The following is a 21,236-nucleotide window of genomic DNA, read 5'->3' on the forward strand; positions in this document are numbered from 1 at the left end:
TGTTATCATAAAAAATCCGGTATGTACCGGATTTTTTATGACTATTGTCAGAGGAAGATTACAAGACACTCTCTAACGTTAATTCCATCATGTCTTTAAAAGTGTTTTCACGTTCATCTGCCGTTGTTTGTTCACCTGTTTTAATATGATCACTGACGGTAAACACTGCTAAGGCTTTTTTACCGTATTCAGCAGCAACACCATATAAACCAGCGGCTTCCATTTCAACCGCTAACACTCCCATGTTTTCCATGGTTTTAAACATTTCAGGTTGTGGTGTGTAAAATAAATCGGCGGTGAAAACATTACCAACATGTACGGGCTTACCAAGTTTTTCAGCAGTATTAACTACGTTTTGTAAGAGTGAAAAGTCAGCACATGCAGCAAAATCACAGTGATTAAAACGCTGGCGATTAACATTCGAGTCTGTGCTTGCAGCCATGCCGATAATAACGTCACGCACTTTTATGTCGTCACGCACTGCACCACATGAGCCAATACGTATGATATTTTCAACGCCAAAGTCTTTATAAAGCTCAGTCGCGTAAATTGAAATAGATGGGATCCCCATGCCTGAGCCCATTACCGAAATTTCTTGGCCTTTATAAGTGCCAGTATAACCAAGCATATTTCGCACTCGGGTAATACATTTTGCATTTTCAAGAAAATTTTCAGCGATAAACTTTGCTCTTAGTGGGTCCCCGGGCATTAACACGGTTTTTGCAAAGTCACCAGGGTTGGCTTCAATGTGAGGAGTTGTCATGAGATATACCTTTAAATAAAAATTTATCTCAGTAAGTTTCAAGCAGGTGGTTCAATTGATATAACACACCCCTATCAAGGATTTTTTACTGAATATTGTTAGTGAAAGTCTATTTTAGCTAAAAAATCGTTCGATGATCCAGTGATAAAGTGTACCGCCTAAATATATACCAACAATTCCTGCGATTCCTGAAATTACCGGAGGTGCTGGAAGTGGAAGTTTGATCACTGAAAAAATTAAACCGACTAGCGCACCTGCAAATAAAGCCAATGCAATCTCTGCCATAAGTTATTCCTTCTGTTGTAAATGATTAAATGCCGTTTTATTTAACAACGCTTGGCGTGCCGAGGTTGATAAAAAACTAGCATCCACACTATTTTGTTGTAATTGTGTAATGTGTTTTTCTTGCAAATTAAATAACGAACTTGCTAGCTTATATTCCTTGATTAGTTCAGTATTTTCAACTGCTGGATCATCGGTATTAAGTGTTACCAACAAACCTTTGTCTAGAAATACTGGCAAAGGGTGGTTAGCTAGGTTGGTAATAGTACCCGTTTGGTAATTTGAGGTTAGACATGATTCGATGGCAATATTGTGTGCGATCATATATTCAAGCAATTTATTATCGTGCTGGCAAGCGACACCATGCCCGATCCGGCTTGCGCCAAGTTCTTTTATAGCTTGCCAAATACTTTCACTACCTGCAGCTTCGCCAGCATGTACAGTCACTTGTAAATCAGTTTGTTTAATCTTATTAAAATGTTCAGTAAACATATCGCCAGGGTAGTTATATTCATCACCGGCTAAATCAACCGCAACGAACTTGTCTTTGTGCGTTAAAATACCACTTAATTCATCCATACACTTTTGTTGACCAAAGGTTCTACTTAAAATACCAATGAGGTTTGCCTCAACGTTGTGGAGTTTTTTAGCTTGATTTACGCCATCAGCGACCGCCTCTATTACGCCTTCTATGGGTAATTGGTGATTCATTGCCATGTAATAGGGTGAAAATCTTAATTCAGCATAATCAATACCCGCTGAGACTAAATCTTCTATATTTTCATAGGCGACACGTTGGCAATCTTCTAAAGTAGCTAACACGGCTACACCCCAATCTAATTTCTTCAAAAAGGCCAATAAGTCAGGTTCGGATTCTTGTATTTGTACCAACGGCATAAAGTGTTCAATTGTTGATACCGGTAATGAAATGTTATGTTGCTGTGCAAGTTGCCAAATGGTGCTTGGGCGGATATTTCCGTCTAGATGACGATGAAGGTCGATTAATGGCAGCGTATTATTGAGCATATAAAGTAAATATCCTTACCGTTGTGTAAACAATTACGTGAATTTTTATTCTAGTTCTTAATTATATCGTTTTTTTCCGATTTTATGTTGGTATTGTTGATATAACGCTGTTAAATTAGCCGACGGGATTCTTATCTAGGTGTCTAGACGTACAAAACAAAATCATAGTAGTAAATAAAGAGAAATAATATGTTCTACCAAACAGACGATGTGCGCATCGAAAAAATTAAAGAATTGTTACCTCCAGTGGCGTTACTGGAGCGATTTCCTGGTTCAGAAAAAGCGTCTGAAACAGTGTTTAGTGGTAGAGCAGCTATCAGTAAAATTTTTAACCATCAAGACGATAGGTTATTAGTGGTTATTGGGCCATGTTCAATCCATGATCCAGAGGCTGCAATTGAATATGGCAAACGCTTGGTTAAGTTAAGAGAAAAATACCAAGATAACCTTGAAATTGTGATGCGTGTTTATTTTGAAAAGCCACGTACTACGGTTGGTTGGAAAGGGCTTATAAATGATCCTTATTTAGATAACAGTTTTAAGCTAAATGATGGTTTGCGTATTGGCAGAAAGTTATTAGCTGATTTAAATGATCTTGGTTTACCTACTGCAGGTGAGTTTTTAGATATGATCACGCCTCAGTATATGGCCGATTTTATGTGTTGGGGGGCGATTGGTGCTCGAACGACTGAAAGCCAAGTACATCGAGAGCTTTCATCTGGTTTGTCTTGTCCGGTTGGTTTTAAAAATGGTACTGACGGTACCATTAAAATTGCCATAGATGCGATTGGATCTGCCGCTGCGTCACATCACTTTTTATCAGTCACTAAATTTGGACATTCAGCAATCGTTCAAACAACAGGTAACCCTGATTGTCATATTATTTTACGTGGCGGTAAAGCACCCAACTATGATGCAGAAAGCGTTAAACAAGTAACTGACCAATTAGCCTCGTCAAACTTGAATACTAAAATTATGATTGATTTTAGTCATGGTAACTCGAGCAAAAAATTTGAAAATCAGATGGTTGTTTGTCGAGATGTTAGTGAACAATTGGCTAAAGGTAATAATGATATTTTTGGCGTCATGGTTGAAAGTCACTTGGTTGAAGGCAGACAAGATTTAGTTGACGGTAAAGCTAACGTTTACGGTCAATCTATTACTGACGCATGTATTGGTTGGTCAGATACAGAAACGTTACTCGCACAGCTAAACGAAGCCGTGGACAAACGTAGAGGTTAATAGATAACCATAATACCGCAATCAGCTCATTCAGTCTTGATTGCGGTCATTTTTCAACGGGTATATATTCGCCTTTTAAAGGTGTTTTGACTCTCCCTTGTACTAACGAAGTTAACCATTGCTTGTACTCTTCAAGCGGCATTGGCTTAGCATAGTAATATCCTTGCCCTATATCACAGCCAAACTTTCTTAAGGTTGCCTCATCTTCTTCACTGTTAATACCTTCTGCAACAACCTCTAATCCTAAACCTTTCGCCATCTTAACTGTTGCCTCAGCAATGACTAAGCGCTTTTTGTCTTGATTAATATTTTCAACAAATTGACGATCAACTTTAAGTTCTTGAAAGGGTAGATGGCTGATTTGAGACATAGACGAGTAACCCGTACCAAAGTCATCAATACTGATAGTAATGCCGAGGTCGGTAAGTTGCTCAATGACTCGCATCGTGTGTGCGTTATTAGTAAAACTTGCGGACTCTGTTAACTCAAAAATAATTTTATCACTTGCAACTCCTGATGCTTCTATTATATCTAATGCTCTGGCTAAAAAGTGCTTAGATGAAATATCTTTGCCGCTAATATTAATGGAAACTAAATGGTTGAAGCCATATTCATCCATTAGTTGTTTTTGGTGATGCAATGCTTGTTGAATTACCCAAAAAGTGACTTCATGAATTAAGCCCATATCTTCAGCAATGGGGATAAACACATTTGGTGGTATAAAGCCTTCTTTTGCATGTTGCCACCGTAACAAGCATTCACTACTGCAAACACGTAACGTTCTTAAGTCTACTTGAGGCTGGTGGTAAAGCATCAAGGTATTATTCTTAATTGCTTGTTTTAAATCGCTAGTGAGCTTAAACAAATACTGCGTTGTATCTTTAACATCGTTTTCATAATGACTCCACTTTAGTACATTATTTTCCGCATTTGCCGTTGCAATGAGCGCACGGTTGAGCAACAGGTGGCTTTTATCACCATCTACAGGGAAGCGTGCTAAGCCAATAACTGCAGTTAACGGCAGCTTTACTTGGGTGATGTGAAAATTTTCCTGTACTACCTGTTGTATTGATTCAAATAGCATTTCAGCAGGCTGTTCATCAACATGATGATCAATAATCAAGGCAAAACAAGTATGGTTTATTAAACATATCTTTTCTTGCTTATCTGTAATCGGAATTATCGCGTCGTTGTATTGAAAGAGCGAAGAAAGTTTACCGTATAACTGTTTAAACAACTGTGTATTCATTTCGTCATTAATATAAAGCGCTACTTTTTCAATATGCTCAGGTTTAACTATACAAACACTAAAGTCATTGTATTTCTGTTGAACAAGGTTATTGATACAGGTTTCAAGGTTTGATTTTCTGGGGATACCACTTGATAGATGATAAGCAATATTTGTTATTTTATCTTGCTCATTACGGCGCATTCTTTCTGCAAGGGCAAAAGCCATCAAAGATACTTCGGCAATAATAGCGATTAAAAATGCGTTACTGGTGAGAAAAGAATAATCAATAATATTGAGCAGTACAGCAGGTTGAATTGCCGCACCTATGAGTAGTGGTATCCATGAAGCAAGGTAATATTTTGCCCAAGAAAGGTTTCCCCTTATACGTTTTATTAGTAGGTAAATAGCCAATATAAATACGAGAGGCTGAATAGAAAAAAATACAGTTGCTTGCGCTACTTTATCAAGTGTCAAGGTTGCGAATATAGCGACAACTAAACAGAAACAGACAGTAATAGCAATGCGATACGTGATGCTTTGTTGCTTATCATATCGCAGAAAAAATAAGGTAAAAAACAGTAAAAACAGTACAAGAAGGAAGTGTAGCGGTATAAGATATTTATCGATTTGTTGATTAAAGAAGTCATCAAATAAGATATAACCGAAACCCGTGATACTTGACATAATTAAAAAGGCTGACAACAAGTAACCAATGTAAAACAAATACACTTTATCTTTGACTGCAAAAAACAAGACTAAATTGTATAAAATCATTAACAACGCAATGCCAATAAAAGCGCCATATAAAAATTGAGCTGTTAGAATGTGTAAATCAAAAGTGGATTGCGATATTAATAGAATAGGTACATTAGGCGGGCCATCTGTACGAATTTGTAGTAAATAGCTTTGTTCATTACGAGGTGTTAGTTCAATGTTTATGTGTGGATAAATTTGATGAAAAGGTAAGTGCTGTAAAGTTAAGTTTTTTTGTATTGTATTGTTTTTTATTGGGTATACTTTAAAAACATCAAGCAGCTTATTATCTGCAAAAAGCACTAGAGAAACGTGATGTGATTGTGTGTTTTTGATATCCACTAATACCCAGTAGGTTTGATCTTTAAGGGCAAAAGGAATTTCAGCAGGTGTTGTTTGCTTGAATAGCGAGATATTATCGAGAATGTTCTTGTTATCAATAATATTTGAACTATCTATCCAATATTTATAGTTTACGTCGGTAGTATCGCTTGGTTGTTTTTTCGTTAATTGGCTAAGATTACTGCTCGATTGATAAAATATTATTAATAAGCTAAACGCTATAAATAGTATAAATATTCGTGTCAGTGCTAACGAGGCGTAGGAAGCAATTTTTTTCATTAATCGTTAGTGATGTTAATCTAATCTAAATTAACTGTAGCAAATAATTTAAAGATTGGTAATTATTAACCAGAAAATACTAGTAATTATATCTACTTACCATGGAAGTATTGTTATTATGTGTGTTTTAATTTGCATGTGGTTATTCATCATAATTTGTACTCGCTAAATAAATGCTTTTACGTTAGGGTAATTGATTAAAATTTCGTAGTGCTTGAAGCTAAAAACGCGAATAAGGGTTGTTTACTACTTGGACAAACATTGGAAAAATAAATGAATGAAAATATCGTGAATAAGGATATAAAACGTATCTTATTTGTTTGCATGGGTAATATATGCCGCTCTCCGACAGCTGAAGCTGTATTTAGGCATAAAGCTGAACGTAATAAATTAGATCTTAGTATTGATTCTGCAGGTACTATTGGTTCGCATGCCCGTGAAAAGCCTGATCATAGAGCGCAAAAAATCGGCATAGAGCGCGGTTATGACTTTGATAAAATACGAGCGAGAAAGGTAGAAATCGAAGATTTCACGGAATTTGATATTATTTTGGCGATGGATGAACAAAATATAAAAGATTTAAAGAAAGTAGCGCCGCTTGGTTATCACGATAAAATTCATTTATTTTTAGAGTTTGCAAATAACTTTCAAGATACTGAAGTGCCTGATCCATATTACGGTGGTGCGCGAGGCTTTAAATATGTACTTGATCTTGTAGAAGATGCAAGTGATGGTTTGATCGCGCAACTAAAAAAGCTAGGTAAGTAACACCTAGCTTTAAAAAAATTACTGATAATAAAAGAAGCACTAAATTTTTAGTGCTTTTTCACCCCGAGCAATACCTACTGTTCCTGATCTTACCGATTCAATAATTTCTGTTTCGTTGGCGAGAGTTTTTACAAAAGCATTAACCTTTTTGTCGTCACCTGTCAGCTGAATGGTATACACCTGTTTACCTATATCAACAATTGAACCTCTGAAAATATCGGTGATCCGTTTCACTTCCGTGCGTGATTTTTCATTCATTGCAAGCACTTTGATCAGTAAAATTTCACGTTCAACATGCTCTCGATCAGTAAGGTCAGTAATTTTAATCACGTCAATTAGTTTGTTAACCTGCTTAACAATTTGCTCTAATACTCGATCATCACCACGCGTAGTGATTGTGATCCTTGATAGGCTTTGATCCTCAGTAGGCGCAACGGTTAGGCTTTCAATGTTGAAAGCGCGTTGTGAAAATAAGCCCACAATGCGTGAAAGAGACCCAGGTTCATTTTCCAATAATATTGCAAGAATACGACGCATTATGCTTTTACTCCTTTCTTTAACCACATTTCATCAATAGCACCTTGTTTTATTTGCATCGGGTAAACATGTTCTAGTTCATCAACTAAAATATCAACAAAGACTAATCGGTTTTTTATTGAGAATGCCTCGCGTAATTTTTCATCAAGCTCTGTAAGTTGATTAATTTGTATGCCTACATGACCGTACGATTCTGCTAATTTAACAAAATCAGGTAATGATTCCATATACGAAGAAGAGTGACGACCACCATAAATCATATCTTGCCACTGCCTTACCATACCTAAAGAGCGATTGTTTAGCGAAACTATTACTACAGGTAATTGGTATTGAAGGCAGGTTGAAAGTTCTTGAATGTTCATTTGAATAGAACCATCACCTGTAATACAAACAACATGACTGTCAGGAAAGGCTAATTTAACCCCCATTGCAGCAGGCAAACCAAAACCCATCGTGCCTAAGCCACCAGAATTAATCCATTGTCTTGGCTTGGCAAAAGGGTAGTACTGTGCGGCAAACATTTGGTGTTGGCCAACATCAGAGCAAAGGTAAGCTTCACCGTTGGTGATTTCATAAACCGCTTCTATTACTCTTTGAGGCTTAATTTTATCGTTATTTTGTTGATAGCTAATACTACTTAACGAACGCCATTCATTAATTTGTTGCCACCATTGCTCATTCGAAGTCGATTCAGGAGTAAAGTTTATATTCTCCAACTCTTCCTGTAATTGTGCTAACACAATATCAATTAATCCAACTACGGGGATGTGTGCATTAATAGTTTTAGAAATTGATGTGGGGTCAATATCAACATGTACAATTTTTGCGTCAGGGCAGAATTTTTTTACATTGTTAGTAACTCGATCATCAAACCTAGCGCCAAGGGCTAAAATTACGTCTGCATTTGCCATGGCTTTGTTAGCTTCTAAGCTACCATGCATACCTAACATACCAATAAAGTTTTTGTGAACGCCAGATATTCCACCGAGCCCCATAAGGGTATTAGTACAAGGAGCATTTAACGTTTCAACTAAACGGGTAAGTTGCTCTGATGCGTCTGCTAATACAATGCCGCCACCAGAATAAACCACTAAACGTTTTGCTTCTGTGATGGCTGTTATCGCCTTTTTAATCTGTTTAGGGTGGCCTTTTTTAGTTGGATTATAAGAACGTAGTTTGACATCAGTTTCGATGTTAAAAGCTGCCTTATTTTGCGGGATTAAAATATCTTTCGGTAATTCAACAACAACAGGGCCAGGGCGGCCAGATTTAGCAATATAATGGGCTTTAGCAATAACATTAGGAATTTCTGCAAGGTCGCGACAGTTAAAACTATGTTTCACTATTGGCCGGGAACAGCCAACAATATCAGTTTCTTGGAATGCGTCGTCACCGATTAAGCTTGTCGGTACTTGACCTGCTAGTACAACCATCGGGATTGAATCCATATATGCGGTTGCGATCCCTGTAACACAGTTAGTTGCACCTGGGCCAGAGGTTGCAAGTACGTAACCTACTTCTCCTGTCGCTCTTGAAAAGCCGTCGGCCATATGGGTAGCAGCTTGTTCATGTCTCACAAGAATATGTTCAACGTCCTCTTGTTGAAATATTGCATCATATATATCGAGAACAGAGCCGCCAGGATAGCCAAATACATATTTTACCTTAAGTGCCGATAGTGCTTTAACGACCATTTCAGCACCAGTAAATGTTTGTGTTGCCATTGAATTTTCCCTTACTAAGAGTTGTTTCCTAAAATACTGAAATAAAAAACCCCCGGTCTTTTCAGAGCGAGGGTTTAATGAAAATATTTCGTTAGTTTTTACACACAATATCAACCCCGCATTGGTTTTAAAACCACTACGACTGAGAGGACGACATTGAGTACATTAACTAGGTTCATTTGTTATTTTGTATAATATATTCTTTAAATGATATGTGTTTATATTAGGCGACTGACTTTACATGTCAACAAAAAATGTAGCTATTAGTCTCATTCAAATATATTGATCTGTTATGGCTGTGCAATGTGTGGTTATAAGCAGGCTAAGAGTATCATTGTTTTTACGAATATTCAGGCTCTATTGCCTTTTAAGATGAAAGTTGTATTAAAAAGAAAATTAAGTGTGTGATTTTATATACCTTAAAATTATCGTTGCTAATAAAGGGTAATGTCAGGTAATGTTTTAAGGTAACAAATAAATATCTTCAATTTTTCATAAGTTTAACGTAAATATGATCTACACTTATATTTAAAAAAGTTAACGCTAACGGAGTAGATGAGAAGCAAATGTCTAAATTTATTTTTAAGGAAGAAATAGAAGAAAGCTCCGCTGAGTCAGCGCCAAAAAAAGAGCGTTTTTGGCGCATCCTTGTGGTTGATGACGATGAATCTGTTCATCAAATTACCCGCCTTGTGTTAAGTGACGCGCATATTGAAGGAAGAAAGTTAGATATTGTCTCTGCTTATTCTTCTGCAGAGGCCAAACAAGTATTAGCAAATGATGATAGCTTTTGTATGGCGTTTGTGGATGTTGTGATGGAAACTGACCATGCAGGTTTAGAGTTAGTTGAATGGATACGCAAAGAAAAACGTAATCAAGCGATTCGGTTAATATTACGAACTGGCCAAGCGGGTACGGCTCCAGAAGCAAAAGTAATTAAAGAGTTTGATATAAACGATTACAAAGAAAAAACTGATTTTACCGCAGGTAAAATGACAACTTCTGTGTATGCAGGTATTCGTGCTTATCGCGATATCATGACAATCCAACGTAGTTTAGATGCCTTTAAACAACTAATTTTATCTACTCATGATTTATTACGAATTAATCAATTCAAACCTTTTGGCTCTGCTGCGCTAAATCACTTGTTAACCTTAATGGATATTGAAAGTTCTGCTTTATACATAGCTCGTAGTCAACGTGAGCTTGATCACGAAAACACTAACTTGATCATTGCTTGCACAGGAAAATATGTTGTCGAATCTGACTGCTTAGAAAACTCTGACATTGATGATTCAGTGAAAAACTTGATCAAAAAAGCGTTTGATGAGAAGAAGCATTTTTATGAAAATCAATGTTTTGTTGGGTACTATGAAACGTCATCTAACGCATCTTCTGTTTTGTACATTGAATTTGAAGATGATGCTGAGCACTTTCGTTCAAACTTAGCTGAATTATTTGCCACGAATGTTGCGTTGATATTAGAAAGCTTAACAAAACAACATGAATTAGAACTCACTCAGAAAGAGTTGTTATGCATTGTAGGTGAAGCGATTGAACGTAAGTCACAGAAAGCAAGTGCACATGTTAAAAGGGTGGCTGAGATTTGTGCACTAGTGGCAACGAAACTTGGTTTAGAAGATAAGCTTGTAGCCGCGATTAAAATAGCAGCACCATTACATGATATTGGTAAAGTGGCGATACCTAATAATATTTTACAAAAGCCAGATCAACTTAATGAACAAGAATGGCAATTAATGAAAAGCCATACCGTCGTCGGGAGTGATTTACTTGAACGTTCGAAAGAGAAAATTTCACGTATTGCAGCGCGAATGGCAAAATATCATCATGAAAATTGGGATGGTACTGGTTACCCCGATGGTTTAGAGGGAGAAAATATTCCGCTTGAAGCTAGGATCATGGCGATAGCAGATGTATTTGATTCCTTAGGTACAAAGCGTGTTTACCAAAAACAATGGGACAACAAAGATATTTTACAATTTTTGCAGGAACAACGAGGGAAGAAATTTCAGCCAGAGCTAGTAGATATTTTTATTAAACACTTTGATGAATTTACTCAAATAAAAGAGAATATTCCGGATACCAAGCCAGAAAACTAATAAAAATGGTGTTTCATTAATCGTAATTAAAATTGCTTAATCCAGCTTAGTTAGTGAATTTATTTTCCCATAAATTACAAGGGATTGCTATGCGCATACTATTGATAATATGTATTTGCCTGTTTACTTCAGCTTGTGTTGTAGTGCCTGAAGTGGCAGATGTACCTAAATATAAATGTGGTCTGTCTACCGATCAAAAACACTTAAAGTGGTTAATTTAATGGAAGGCGATACTAGCTTCTATGCTTGGAATGATGAGTTTTTTTCGATTATTTCGATGCCAACGTCAGCAGTAGTTTCGGGTGTCTATGTTGCTGTAAATAATGTTTACCACGCAGGTGAAAAAACCATTAAATGCGGAACTTAAATGCATTGAAAGTAAATTGTTTTTGTATAATAGATAAAAAGTGCTTTTAGATAAATACTTCAAAAATCATAGAGGTTGATAGCCCCGTGTTTAATAAACATATTGTGTTATCTGATATTTTTGGTCGAACAGGTGCCCTAGAAAAATTTGTCGATGCGCTGCCATTCAGTTCGATTATTGTTGATCCCTACAATGGTAAAAAAATGACGTTTGCAGATGAACAACAAGCATATCAATACTTTACTGAACATGTTGGTTTAGAGGCTTACACTGAAAAACTTCACCAAGTGTTATTGAATACCAATTATAATGTGCAGTTAATTGGCTTCAGTGTTGGTGCATCGATAATTTGGCGAATTTCAGACCGTCATTATGAGGGGATTATTCAGAATGCGTTTCTATTTTATGGCTCTCAAATTAGACATTCTCTAGATATTGAACCTACCTTTACAGTAAACGTAATTTGTCCAATTAAAGAAAGGCATTTTGATATCACTGCATTTAAATTAGCGATCACAGATAAAAACAAGGTGAACATAATCCAATCCCATTATTTACATGGCTTTATGAATGAATGTTCTACGAACTTTGACCTTGAAGGATATCGTAAATTCAAACAATTCATTGTTAAATATTCAACAGACCCAAATATTATTAGCGGTATTTAAATAACCATTAAAAAATCGCTTAATATGAAAAATTTATAGTAGATATCTTTAATTGTTAACTATTCATGTTTAAGTATGCTTAAGCGTGTGAAAAGGCTAAGTCAGTTATGTATTATCAAAGGACCAAAAATTGTGAATAATAATATGCGTGACAAAATTATTACTGTTTGTGATAAAAAAATTGCACACAAGGGAGAAAATGTTGGCTTGTCGTTTTATGCTTTTTTTGCCAATAAAAATGATGATCCTAAATTATTAATGGAAGTCGCTACCTGGTGGATACAAACCCATCAATTAGATCATTTTGAAAAAGCGATTAAAATAAAACAACTGGTTAAATCTGGCAAATAAGCAGAGAAATAGATGATGAACAAACATGAAAAATTAAATTATGTTGAATTCCCCGCGAGTAACCTTCAAGCCACAAAGCAATTCTTTACCCAGGTTTTTGATTGGCAGTTCGTTGATTATGGTCCTGAATATACTTCATTTTCTAATCAAGGTTTAGATGGTGGTTTTTATTTATCTGAACAGCGTAACCATAGCGATAACGGAGGTGCATTGTTGGTTTTTTATACAGGCAATATAAACCAAACGTTGACTAAAATTAAGGAAAATGCAGGCACAATAAACAAGCCAATATTTGAATTTCCAGGCGGTTGTCGATTTCACTTTATTGAGCCAAGTGGTAATGAGTTTGCTGTTTGGTCAGAAAGTCAAAACTAAGTTAATATGGCTACTATTCGCACTATAGTTCGTGTGTTTCTCATTGGTTGTAATTCGTGTCAGCATCAGTAAATATCGGTACTTACCTATTAACATCATTCAAATTTAGGTAAAAAGTCTCCTTCAAGACTAAATTACATGACAAGATCGTGAATTATTTATAAAAAAGCGCTGCTTTACTCTACTTTATGCGATCATTTTTGTGTAAAATCTTTGACCTTTATTTTTTAACAATCAATGAGTCTAGCCAAAGAACGGTGTAACTCACCGCTTTAGAGGAAATCATGAATTTAGACGATATAATATTACAAGCAGAGCAAGCTATTGCCGCTGCTAATTCACCTGAAGAATTAGATCAGGTACGTGTCAGCTTTCTTGGCAAAAAAGGGCAATTTACCGAGTTAATGAAAGGACTAGGTAAGTTACCTAAAGAAGAAAAGCCAAAAGCAGGTCAAGTAATAAACCAAGCGAAGCAACAAGTGCAAAAAGCGTTAACAGCTCGTGGTGAATTATTACGTACTGAAGCAATTAATAAAAAGCTAGCAGCAGAAACTATTGATGTTACTTTGCCAGGGCGCACTAATGAGTTAGGTGGTTTGCACCCAGTAACGCGTACGATAGAACGTATTGAAAGCTTTTTTGGTGATTTAGGTTTTGCTGTTAAAGAAGGCCCTGAAGTTGAAGATGACTTTCATAACTTCGATGCGTTAAATATCCCTGAGCATCATCCGGCACGTCAAGATCATGATACATTTTACTTTAACCCTAAGTTAGTTTTACGCACGCAAACTTCCGGTGTACAAATTCGTACTATGGAAAAAGAACAGCCTCCATTACGTATTATTTCACCAGGTAAAGTATACCGTAATGATTATGATCAAACCCATACGCCAATGTTTCATCAAGTTGAAGGGTTGATGGTAGACAAAGATGTTTCGTTTACCCATTTAAAAGGTGTATTGCATGATTTCCTTCATCACTTCTTTGAAGAAGACTTAGAGATTCGTTTTAGACCTTCTTATTTTCCCTTTACTGAACCTTCAGCTGAAGTTGATGTAATGGGGAAAAATGGTAAATGGCTTGAAGTCTTAGGCTGTGGAATGGTGCACCCTAATGTCTTGAAATCTGTAGGTATTGATCCTGAAGTCTATTCAGGCTTCGCTTTTGGTATGGGCGTTGAACGCTTAACCATGCTTCGTTATGGCGTGAATGATTTACGCGCATTCTTTGAAAACGATCTTCGATTTTTGAAACAATTTAAGTAAGGCAATTCTTCATGAAATTTAGTGAATCTTGGTTACGAGAGTGGGTAAACCCTACAATATCTTCGGATGAATTGACCCACCAAATCACCATGGCAGGCTTAGAAGTTGATGGGGTAGAACCCGTTGCCGGTGAATTTTCAGGCGTCGTGATAGGTGAAGTGGTTGAATGTGGTCAGCACCCCGATGCTGACAAACTTCAAGTAACAAAAATTAATGTCGGCAGCGCCAGCGAAGATGGCGAATTAATTGATATTGTTTGTGGTGCAAAAAACTGTCGATTAGGCTTAAAAGTTGCTGTCGCTATGGTGGGTGCGGTTCTACCGGGAAATTTTAAAATTAAAAAAGCAAAACTGCGTGGTCAGCCTTCATTTGGTATGCTTTGTAGTGAGTCAGAGTTAGGCTTAGCAGAAGAAAGTGATGGTATTCTCGAGTTATCACAAGACGCACCTATCGGTGAAGATATTCGTGATTTCTTAGATTTAAATGATGTCACTATTGATGTTGATTTAACAGCTAATCGTGGTGATTGTTTAGGGCTAAAAGGCTTAGCTCGTGAAGTAGGTGTTTTAAATAGTTTAGCCGTCAATGAACCTGATATTACCAGTGTTCCGTCTACAATCGACGACAAGCGTTCAATCACATTATCGGCTTCACAAGCATGTCCTCGATATTTAGGTAGGGTGATCAAAAACATTAATGTAGATGCCCAAACACCATTGTGGATGGTAGAAAAGCTTCGCCGTAGTGGTGTTCGTTCTATCGACCCGGTGGTTGATATCACGAATTATGTGTTGCTTGAGCAAGGGCATCCTATGCATGCTTTTGATCTTGATACCATTGAAGGTGGTATTGATGTACGCTATGCAAAGCTTGATGAAAAGTTAACCACACTGGATGAAAATGAAGTCACGTTAAATGAACAAACACTTGTGATTGCTGATGACAATAAAGCGTTAGCCATTGCTGGTATCTTTGGTGGTTTACATTCTGGTGTTACGGGTAACACCAAAGATATTTTCTTAGAAAGTGCTTTTTTTGCTCCTTTAGCTATTTTAGGTAAAGCGCGCCAATATGGTTTACATACAGATGCATCACATCGTTATGAGCGTGGCATTGACCCTGAATTACAGCACCAAGCAATGGAGCGCGCAACAGGTTTATTACTTGATATTGTTGGTGGTGAAGCGGGCCCTGTTGTTGAAGCTGTAGCTTCAGAGCATCTACCTAAGGTTAAGCAAATTGCGCTTCGTCGAAGTAAACTAGATTCTCGTATTGGTCATCATATTTCTGACGAACAGGTTATCGAAATTTTAACGAGGTTAGGTTTTACTGTTACCTTTGCAGATAAAACGTGGCAAGTAAGTGTACCAACATATCGTTTTGATATTTCGATTGAAGAAGATTTAACAGAAGAAGTTGCGCGTATCTTTGGTTATAACAATATTCCTAATACGTCGCCAAAAGCAACATTAGCCATGTGTGATCGTAAAGAAGCACAACTACCAATAAAACGTTTACGTCAAACATTAGTCACTCGAGGTTATCAAGAAGCGATTACCTACAGCTTTGTTGATCCTAAAGTACAGCAGCTTATTCATCCAGAACAAGAGGTGATGACATTACCGCATCCTATTTCATCTGAAATGTCGGTTATGCGTTTAAGCTTATGGACAGGGCTATTACAATCGGTTGTTTATAATCAAAATCGTCAACAACAACGTGTACGCTTATTTGAAACGGGCTTACGTTTTGTGCCTGACGAAAGCGTAGAAAACGGCGTTCGTCAGCAGCAAATGATTGCAGGTGTAGTTTCGGGCAACCGCAATCAAGAACATTGGGATATGGAAAAGTCAGCTAGCGATTTTTACGATATCAAAGCAGACGTTGAATCGTTATTGGCAAGAACTGCAAATAGCCAAGCTTACACCTTTGAACGAGGTCAACATGATGCATTACACCCAGGACAAACCGCCGCTATTTTGAAAAATGGTGAGCTAATTGGTCATGTTGGTACCTTACACCCTGAATTAGAAAGAAAATTAGGCTTGAATGGCCGCACATTAGTTTTTGAACTTTTATTGAGTGAAATTTCAACACTGAACATCCCGCTAGCAGGCGATATTTCTCGCTTTCCGGCAAATAGACGTGATATCGCTGTCATCGTTGAAGAGAGTGTTGATGCAAAAAAAGTGTTACAACTCATTGAAAATGTTGGCGGAAATTATTTAGTTGATCTAAACTTGTTCGATGTATACAGAGGCAATGGAATAAATGATGGCTTTAAAAGCCTCGCTATTGCCATGATACTACAAGATCATGAAAAGACTCTTGAAGAAAAAGATATCAATGATGTTGTAAATCGAGTGGTCGAAACGTTAAAAGATGAGCTAAATGCATCACTGAGGGATTAAGCAATGGCGCTAACCAAAGCAGAAGTCGCAGAACATTTATTTGAAAAAGTGGGTTTAAGTAAACGTGACGCAAAAGATATTGTAGAAATATTTTTTGAAGAAATTCGTGAAACACTAGAGGCTGGGCAGCAAGTTAAATTGTCTGGTTTTGGTAATTTTGATCTTCGCGAAAAAAGTGAACGCCCAGGGCGTAATCCTAAAACGGGTGAAGATATTCCAATTTCCGCTCGTCGCGTTGTTACTTTTAGACCTGGACAAAAGTTAAAAAGCCGTGTCGAAGACGGTAACGGGTAGCCTTAGGTTTATATAAAAGGTTACTTCGGTAACCTTTTATATAATGAAAAGAAAATAGTATCAGTATTCTAATGACTGAGATTAAAACACAGCCTACACAGTATGATGTGCATCACTTTTTATCAACTATTGATAACGAAGTGCGCAGAAAAGATGCCCATACTTTGTTGTCTATCTTCACAGAATTAACAGGTTACAAACCTGTAATGTGGGGTAGTGCCATTATTGGTTTTGGTCAATACCAATATCAAAATAGTAAGGGGATTAACAAGTGGATGCTCACGGGGTTTTCGCCAAGAAAGCAAAATCTTTCGTTATATATCATGCAGGGCTTTGATCATTATCAAGATTACCTTAGAGACATTGGTAACGTTAAAACTGCAAAATCATGTCTATATATCAACCGTTTAGATAAAATAGACATGGAAGCGTTAATGATATTTCTACAAAAATCGATAATCGATATAAAACAGAAATATCCTGATCATACTTCTTAATTTGTCTCAACTTGTTTAAACATTCGCTGGTAAACACAGCTACAGCTGTATAAACATAGTTTCAGTAAACTCATTACGAGTATTGCAATGAAAAAACCTGTACACAACGCTTCTATTGTTAAGGGAATTGATAAGCTAAACATTGTATAGGTTTGCTGGACAATACTGTCATCAAAATTTGTACTGAAAAACCATAGTTGCTCTAAATAAGGTTGATTATGTAAGCTGGTAAATTGAAATGTTAAATAATCACGACGATTGATTAGTTCATTAACGATCATACCTGTTTTGTTAATAATGGTGTCGCTATTTGAAAGGTAATGTTCAGTAAGTTTAGATAAACTACCATTAAAATGCATGTCTGCTAAGGTTTGATATTGTGAAAGCTGCCATTTAGCTTCTTCTAAACGTCCAGAAAGTTGTTGAATATACTGTGTTAGAAAGGCAGGGCACTGAATACCCATAATAAATATTATGGTAAATAAACACCTATCAATAAGCTGATGAATAAATGACATTATTACCCATTGTCTTTAGTAAACTTCGCCCCATAATACACCGATTGTTTGTTGTCTTAAAGGTCACCGGTACTTAAGCTAGAATTTACGAATGGTTTAAGTTAGTTATAGAAAACAGTTGTTACCTTTAGGCTAATAGATATGATTTTGTTAAATTTCTTAACGAGCACAATATGAGACGAATGCAACATAACGAACAAGAACCTACCCACTTTAATTGGCGCATTGTAAAGTCACTGATCCCATATTTGCTTGAATTTAAAGTTAGAATTGGTATCGCTCTGTTGTGTTTGATAGCAACTAAAGTGGCCAGTGTGTATTTACCGTTTATTCTCAAAGATATCGTTGATTCATTAGATTCACAGTTAGAAAATAAATTGTTTATCGTCCCATTTGGCTTAGTGGCAGCCTATGGGCTAGTACGCTTAACGATTGTGTTGTTTGCAGAAATCAGAGATACCTTATTTGGTCGAGTAACTGAACGAGCAATTAGGCGGATAGGCTTGCAAGTTTTTGAACATTTACATGCGATGGATTTAAATTTTCATCTTGAACGTCAAACAGGTGGTTTATCAAGAGATATTGATCGCGGTACTTCCGGTATCAGTTTTTTAATGCGTTTCATGGTGTTTAATGTATTGCCAACATTAATCGAAATTGCCATGGTCATTGCTATATTGCTAATTAATTATGGATTATGGTTTGCACTCATTACTTTGCTTTCAATCGTATTTTATATTGCGTACTCAGTGTTTGCGACAGAGTGGCGAACCAAATATGTCAGGGCAGCAAATAAAGCCGACTCTTCAAGTAATACCCGTGCAATTGATAGTTTATTAAACTACGAAACAGTTAAGTATTTCACTAACGAAGCATATGAAGCCAAGGCGTACGATAAACAACTAGCAATGTGGGAGCAAGCAAAAATAAAAAACAGATTAACGTTATTTGCACTTAATGGTGGTCAAGCGTTTATTATTTCAATAGCGATGACAGCAATGCTGGGATTAGCTGCACACCAAGTAACTTACGGTGAAATGACGTTAGGTGACTTTGTGCTTGTTAACGCATTTATGATGCAATTATTCATCCCATTAAATTTTTTAGGGTTTGTCTATCGAGAAATGAAAGGCTCACTTGCAAATATCGAGCAAATGTTTGGCTTACTCAGTGCAAAACCAACTGTTTCTGATCGTGAAGGTGCTTCAAATTTACAATTGAACAACGGGGAAATTATTTTCGATAATGTAGGATTTTCGTATCATCACGAAAGACCAATTATCAAAAATTTTTCATTGAAAATACCCGCAGGAGCAAGGATTGCCATTGTAGGGGAAAGTGGCTCTGGAAAATCAACGTTAGTGAAATTGTTATTTCGTTTTTATGATAGCCAACAAGGTAATATTTTTATTGATGATCAAAATATTACACAAGTAACTCAGCAATCAGTACGTGAAAATATAGGAATAGTGCCACAAGATACTGTGCTATTTAACGATACTATCCGAGAAAATATTCGCTATGGAAACCCTACAGCGAGTGATCAACAAGTAGCACGTGCTACTGAACTTGCCCATTTAAGCCAGTTTATAGAGCAACTTCCTAAAGGCTTTGATACAACAGTAGGAGAAAGAGGGTTAAAATTATCAGGCGGCGAAAAGCAACGCGTAGCTATTGCTAGAACAATTTTAAAAAAACCTAAAATTATCGTGTTTGATGAAGCAACATCTTCACTCGACTCTCATTCAGAGCGAGCTATATTAGCCGCTTTAAAGGACTTATCTAGTGACCATACCAGTTTAGCAATAGCACATCGTTTGTCGACTATTATTGATGCTGACAACATAGTGGTAATGCATCAAGGTGAAATAATTGAACAAGGTACCCATCAAGAGCTACTGAATAATAAAGGTAGATATTATAGTATGTGGCATTTACAAAAAAGTGATAGTAAAGATGGATAAATTAACTCCAGAAGAAGCCGTCAAAGCAACAAGGCTGTGGCTTGAAAAGATTGTAGTGGCATTAAATTTTTGTCCATTTGCCAAGAAAGAATTAATCAATGAAACGATTGAATATCATGTATGTGAGTCCAGACGTTTTACGCCCGCACTTGAAGCATTTATTTTACAAGTAGAGAAACTGGTAAAACTTCCAGAAGTTGAAACAACCCTGGTAATTTTTAATCAAGGTTTTAATGACTTTGAAGACTTTCTTGCACTTGTTGATTATGCTAATGATTTATTAAACGACTGTGGATACGAGGGTATTTTTCAAATAGCGACATTTCACCCAGATTACACATTTGAAGGCGAAGAGCCATCAAATGCAAGTCATTATACCAATCGATCCCCATTACCTATTTTGCATATTTTACGTGAAGCTAGTATGGAAAAAGCATTAAAAAGCTATAAACAACCTGAATTAATCCCAGAAGAAAATATAACGTTAGCAAATAACAAAGGTACGCAATATTTCAAAGCTGTTTTAGATGATATTTTGCAACAGGTGCACAATAAAAAGAAATAATTTTTATAAACAGTGTTCAATTAGGTATAATTGCACCTTTGTAGTTCACATCACTGTTCATAATATTTTGTGAAAAAGTGATGAGTAAATATAGGTTGGTATGGAAGAGCGCTCGGTAATTAACGTAGGTGGCGATATAGAAAAAGCCGTCAAAGGTGAATATTCAATTGATGTTAAAGCAGTATTAAATGAAGCGTGGGAAAACACTATGCGTTCACGTACCGCCATTAACCTTGGTTTGATTTTTGTATTTATGCTTGGTGTCGTTGTTTCTCTACTGGTAAGTCAGTACTTTGGAGGCATTGAGGCTGTACTGAAAGATCAACAAGCAACAGCGTTATTAAATATCATCGTGACACTGGTGGTTTACCCCTTCCTAGTGGGGGTTGAAATGATGGGAATTTTTCATGCTGTCGGCTTAAAAACGCATCCTAAGCTAGTCTTTGGCTTTTTAAAGCGTGGAAGTTGGGTAGCAGTGAGTGCATTGTTTTGTTCAACCATAGTCGCAATAGGTATGACACTATACTATTTGCCGGGAATTTACTTAATGGTTGCTTTATCATTAGTATTACCCTTGGTTGTTGAGAAGCGTTTGTCGCCAATGAAAGCTATCGTACTTTCATTAAAAGCGACACGTCATCAATGGTTTAATATTTTTGCTTTATTTTTGATTTTATTTTTATTGCTCATTGCTAGTTTTTTACCGGTTGTTTTATTTGCTAACACTTCAATTTCTTTACTTGGTGGGGTAATAACTATATTCGCACTGACCTATCTTGCCCCTATGTTTTATAATGTTAAGGGGGTGTTATATCGTGAAATATTTGGTATGCAGTTGTCAGTCGCTAAAGGAGGGGATAACCCTCTTGATTCCACTTTCTCAGCTTAATCGAC

General features: G+C 36.6%; 21 protein-coding genes. 14 read left to right on the forward strand and 7 right to left on the reverse strand.

Translation table 11 applies throughout. The features are described 5' to 3' along the window. Window positions 1–58 precede the first annotated feature (58 nt). From deoD to add, 3 genes are all read right to left on the reverse strand, one after another. Window positions 59–763, reverse strand: a complete 705-nt coding sequence (gene deoD / locus BI291_RS01685; RefSeq protein ID WP_074495841.1) for a purine-nucleoside phosphorylase — start codon at window positions 761–763, stop codon at window positions 59–61. Window positions 764–877: 114 nt separating this feature from the next. After that, a complete protein-coding gene (locus BI291_RS01690) occupies window positions 878–1,048 on the reverse strand; it encodes a XapX domain-containing protein (RefSeq protein ID WP_074495843.1) in 171 nt (56 codons plus the stop codon). Window positions 1,049–1,051: 3 nt separating this feature from the next. Then, complete coding sequence (gene add / locus BI291_RS01695) at window positions 1,052–2,071, reverse strand: adenosine deaminase (protein ID WP_074495846.1); 1,020 nt, start codon at window positions 2,069–2,071, stop codon at window positions 1,052–1,054. A 189-nt stretch (window positions 2,072–2,260) separates the two neighbouring features. Here add and aroG point away from each other — a divergent pair, with 189 nt between their 5' ends. Further along, window positions 2,261–3,313 carry a 3-deoxy-7-phosphoheptulonate synthase AroG gene (aroG, locus tag BI291_RS01700; protein ID WP_074495848.1) on the forward strand — a complete coding sequence of 351 codons (1,053 nt, stop codon included), beginning with the start codon at window positions 2,261–2,263 and terminating at the stop codon, window positions 3,311–3,313. A 46-nt stretch (window positions 3,314–3,359) separates the two neighbouring features. On the opposite strand, the gene BI291_RS01705 is transcribed toward aroG, so the two are convergent. Continuing rightward, complete coding sequence (locus BI291_RS01705) at window positions 3,360–5,918, reverse strand: EAL domain-containing protein (protein ID WP_074495850.1); 2,559 nt, start codon at window positions 5,916–5,918, stop codon at window positions 3,360–3,362. 273 nt (window positions 5,919–6,191) lie between these two features. On the opposite strand from BI291_RS01705, the gene BI291_RS01710 reads away from it, so the two are divergent. Continuing rightward, entirely contained in the window at window positions 6,192–6,686 is a 495-nt protein-coding gene (locus BI291_RS01710) for a low molecular weight protein-tyrosine-phosphatase (RefSeq protein ID WP_074495853.1), read from the forward strand. A 39-nt stretch (window positions 6,687–6,725) separates the two neighbouring features. On the opposite strand, the gene ilvN is transcribed toward BI291_RS01710, so the two are convergent. Together ilvN and BI291_RS01720 are read right to left on the reverse strand one after the other, a co-directional pair. Next, window positions 6,726–7,223, reverse strand: coding sequence for an acetolactate synthase small subunit (gene ilvN, locus BI291_RS01715; RefSeq protein ID WP_074495855.1), 498 nt, complete (start codon window positions 7,221–7,223; stop codon window positions 6,726–6,728). Further along, window positions 7,223–8,947, reverse strand: a complete 1,725-nt coding sequence (locus tag BI291_RS01720; protein ID WP_074495857.1) for an acetolactate synthase 3 large subunit — start codon at window positions 8,945–8,947, stop codon at window positions 7,223–7,225. The genes ilvN and BI291_RS01720 overlap by 1 nt, the downstream gene beginning before the upstream one ends. Window positions 8,948–9,513: 566 nt before the next feature. Between BI291_RS01720 and BI291_RS01725 the strand changes: the two genes are divergently transcribed. From BI291_RS01725 to BI291_RS01765, 9 genes are all read left to right on the forward strand, one after another. Further along, window positions 9,514–11,067: an HD domain-containing phosphohydrolase gene (locus BI291_RS01725; protein WP_074495859.1), complete on the forward strand. Its 1,554-nt coding sequence runs from the start codon at window positions 9,514–9,516 to the stop codon at window positions 11,065–11,067. A gap of 175 nt (window positions 11,068–11,242) precedes the next feature. Continuing rightward, window positions 11,243–11,434: a hypothetical protein gene (locus tag BI291_RS18285; RefSeq protein WP_139302529.1), complete on the forward strand. Its 192-nt coding sequence runs from the start codon at window positions 11,243–11,245 to the stop codon at window positions 11,432–11,434. Between the two features lie 86 nt (window positions 11,435–11,520). Further along, window positions 11,521–12,102, forward strand: coding sequence for a hypothetical protein (locus tag BI291_RS01735; RefSeq protein WP_074495862.1), 582 nt, complete (start codon window positions 11,521–11,523; stop codon window positions 12,100–12,102). A 132-nt stretch (window positions 12,103–12,234) separates the two neighbouring features. Continuing rightward, on the forward strand, window positions 12,235–12,453 hold the full coding sequence (locus tag BI291_RS01740) for a DUF6500 family protein (protein WP_139302530.1): 219 nt from the start codon (window positions 12,235–12,237) through the stop codon (window positions 12,451–12,453). A gap of 15 nt (window positions 12,454–12,468) precedes the next feature. Next, complete coding sequence (locus BI291_RS01745) at window positions 12,469–12,828, forward strand: VOC family protein (RefSeq protein ID WP_074495863.1); 360 nt, start codon at window positions 12,469–12,471, stop codon at window positions 12,826–12,828. Window positions 12,829–13,112: 284 nt separating this feature from the next. Next, window positions 13,113–14,093, forward strand: coding sequence for a phenylalanine--tRNA ligase subunit alpha (gene pheS, locus BI291_RS01750; protein ID WP_074495864.1), 981 nt, complete (start codon window positions 13,113–13,115; stop codon window positions 14,091–14,093). An 11-nt stretch (window positions 14,094–14,104) separates the two neighbouring features. Next, a complete protein-coding gene (pheT, locus tag BI291_RS01755) occupies window positions 14,105–16,504 on the forward strand; it encodes a phenylalanine--tRNA ligase subunit beta (RefSeq protein ID WP_074495865.1) in 2,400 nt (799 codons plus the stop codon). Between the two features lie 3 nt (window positions 16,505–16,507). Then, window positions 16,508–16,798, forward strand: a complete 291-nt coding sequence (locus tag BI291_RS01760) for an integration host factor subunit alpha (protein ID WP_074495866.1) — start codon at window positions 16,508–16,510, stop codon at window positions 16,796–16,798. Window positions 16,799–16,869: 71 nt separating this feature from the next. Continuing rightward, the gene (locus BI291_RS01765; protein WP_074495867.1) at window positions 16,870–17,295 is read left to right on the forward strand and encodes a DUF1801 domain-containing protein; all 426 of its coding nucleotides are present in this window, start codon (window positions 16,870–16,872) and stop codon (window positions 17,293–17,295) included. Here BI291_RS01765 and BI291_RS01770 read toward each other — a convergent pair. After that, the gene (locus tag BI291_RS01770; RefSeq protein WP_074495868.1) at window positions 17,292–17,813 is read right to left on the reverse strand and encodes a DUF2937 family protein; all 522 of its coding nucleotides are present in this window, start codon (window positions 17,811–17,813) and stop codon (window positions 17,292–17,294) included. The two genes, BI291_RS01765 and BI291_RS01770, sit on opposite strands and share 4 nt — an antisense overlap. Window positions 17,814–17,986: 173 nt before the next feature. On the opposite strand from BI291_RS01770, the gene BI291_RS01775 reads away from it, so the two are divergent. The 3 genes from BI291_RS01775 to BI291_RS01785 all read left to right on the forward strand — a co-directional run bounded on the left by BI291_RS01775 (window position 17,987) and on the right by BI291_RS01785 (window position 21,231). Further along, entirely contained in the window at window positions 17,987–19,777 is a 1,791-nt protein-coding gene (locus BI291_RS01775) for an ABC transporter ATP-binding protein/permease (protein WP_074495869.1), read from the forward strand. Continuing rightward, the gene (locus BI291_RS01780) at window positions 19,770–20,342 is read left to right on the forward strand and encodes a DUF1415 domain-containing protein (RefSeq protein WP_074495870.1); all 573 of its coding nucleotides are present in this window, start codon (window positions 19,770–19,772) and stop codon (window positions 20,340–20,342) included. Before BI291_RS01775 ends, BI291_RS01780 begins: the two co-directional genes overlap by 8 nt. A 100-nt stretch (window positions 20,343–20,442) precedes the next feature. Next, window positions 20,443–21,231 (forward strand): hypothetical protein, encoded by a 789-nt coding sequence (locus BI291_RS01785; RefSeq protein WP_074495872.1) that lies wholly within the window; start codon window positions 20,443–20,445, stop codon window positions 21,229–21,231. The last annotated feature ends 5 nt before the right edge of the window (window positions 21,232–21,236 follow it).

Origin of the sequence: Thalassotalea sp. PP2-459 (genome assembly GCF_001913705.1) — a bacterium.
Taxonomy (GTDB): domain Bacteria; phylum Pseudomonadota; class Gammaproteobacteria; order Enterobacterales; family Alteromonadaceae; genus Thalassotalea_C; species Thalassotalea_C hakodatensis.

Coding starts and splice junctions, on each gene's coding strand:
- deoD (WP_074495841.1), bottom strand. CDS start 763: ATGACAACTCCTCACATTGAAGCCAACCCTGGTGACTTTGCAAAAACC.
- BI291_RS01770 (WP_074495868.1), bottom strand. CDS start 17,813: ATGTCATTTATTCATCAGCTTATTGATAGGTGTTTATTTACCATAATA.
- BI291_RS01760 (WP_074495866.1), top strand. CDS start 16,508: ATGGCGCTAACCAAAGCAGAAGTCGCAGAACATTTATTTGAAAAAGTG.
- pheT (WP_074495865.1), top strand. CDS start 14,105: ATGAAATTTAGTGAATCTTGGTTACGAGAGTGGGTAAACCCTACAATA.
- BI291_RS01780 (WP_074495870.1), top strand. CDS start 19,770: ATGGATAAATTAACTCCAGAAGAAGCCGTCAAAGCAACAAGGCTGTGG.
- BI291_RS01775 (WP_074495869.1), top strand. CDS start 17,987: ATGAGACGAATGCAACATAACGAACAAGAACCTACCCACTTTAATTGG.
- BI291_RS01785 (WP_074495872.1), top strand. CDS start 20,443: ATGGAAGAGCGCTCGGTAATTAACGTAGGTGGCGATATAGAAAAAGCC.
- pheS (WP_074495864.1), top strand. CDS start 13,113: ATGAATTTAGACGATATAATATTACAAGCAGAGCAAGCTATTGCCGCT.
- BI291_RS01710 (WP_074495853.1), top strand. CDS start 6,192: ATGAATGAAAATATCGTGAATAAGGATATAAAACGTATCTTATTTGTT.
- BI291_RS01690 (WP_074495843.1), bottom strand. CDS start 1,048: ATGGCAGAGATTGCATTGGCTTTATTTGCAGGTGCGCTAGTCGGTTTA.
- BI291_RS01720 (WP_074495857.1), bottom strand. CDS start 8,947: ATGGCAACACAAACATTTACTGGTGCTGAAATGGTCGTTAAAGCACTA.
- ilvN (WP_074495855.1), bottom strand. CDS start 7,223: ATGCGTCGTATTCTTGCAATATTATTGGAAAATGAACCTGGGTCTCTT.
- add (WP_074495846.1), bottom strand. CDS start 2,071: ATGCTCAATAATACGCTGCCATTAATCGACCTTCATCGTCATCTAGAC.
- BI291_RS01765 (WP_074495867.1), top strand. CDS start 16,870: ATGACTGAGATTAAAACACAGCCTACACAGTATGATGTGCATCACTTT.
- aroG (WP_074495848.1), top strand. CDS start 2,261: ATGTTCTACCAAACAGACGATGTGCGCATCGAAAAAATTAAAGAATTG.
- BI291_RS01705 (WP_074495850.1), bottom strand. CDS start 5,918: ATGAAAAAAATTGCTTCCTACGCCTCGTTAGCACTGACACGAATATTT.
- BI291_RS18285 (WP_139302529.1), top strand. CDS start 11,243: ATGTGGTCTGTCTACCGATCAAAAACACTTAAAGTGGTTAATTTAATG.
- BI291_RS01725 (WP_074495859.1), top strand. CDS start 9,514: ATGTCTAAATTTATTTTTAAGGAAGAAATAGAAGAAAGCTCCGCTGAG.
- BI291_RS01745 (WP_074495863.1), top strand. CDS start 12,469: ATGAACAAACATGAAAAATTAAATTATGTTGAATTCCCCGCGAGTAAC.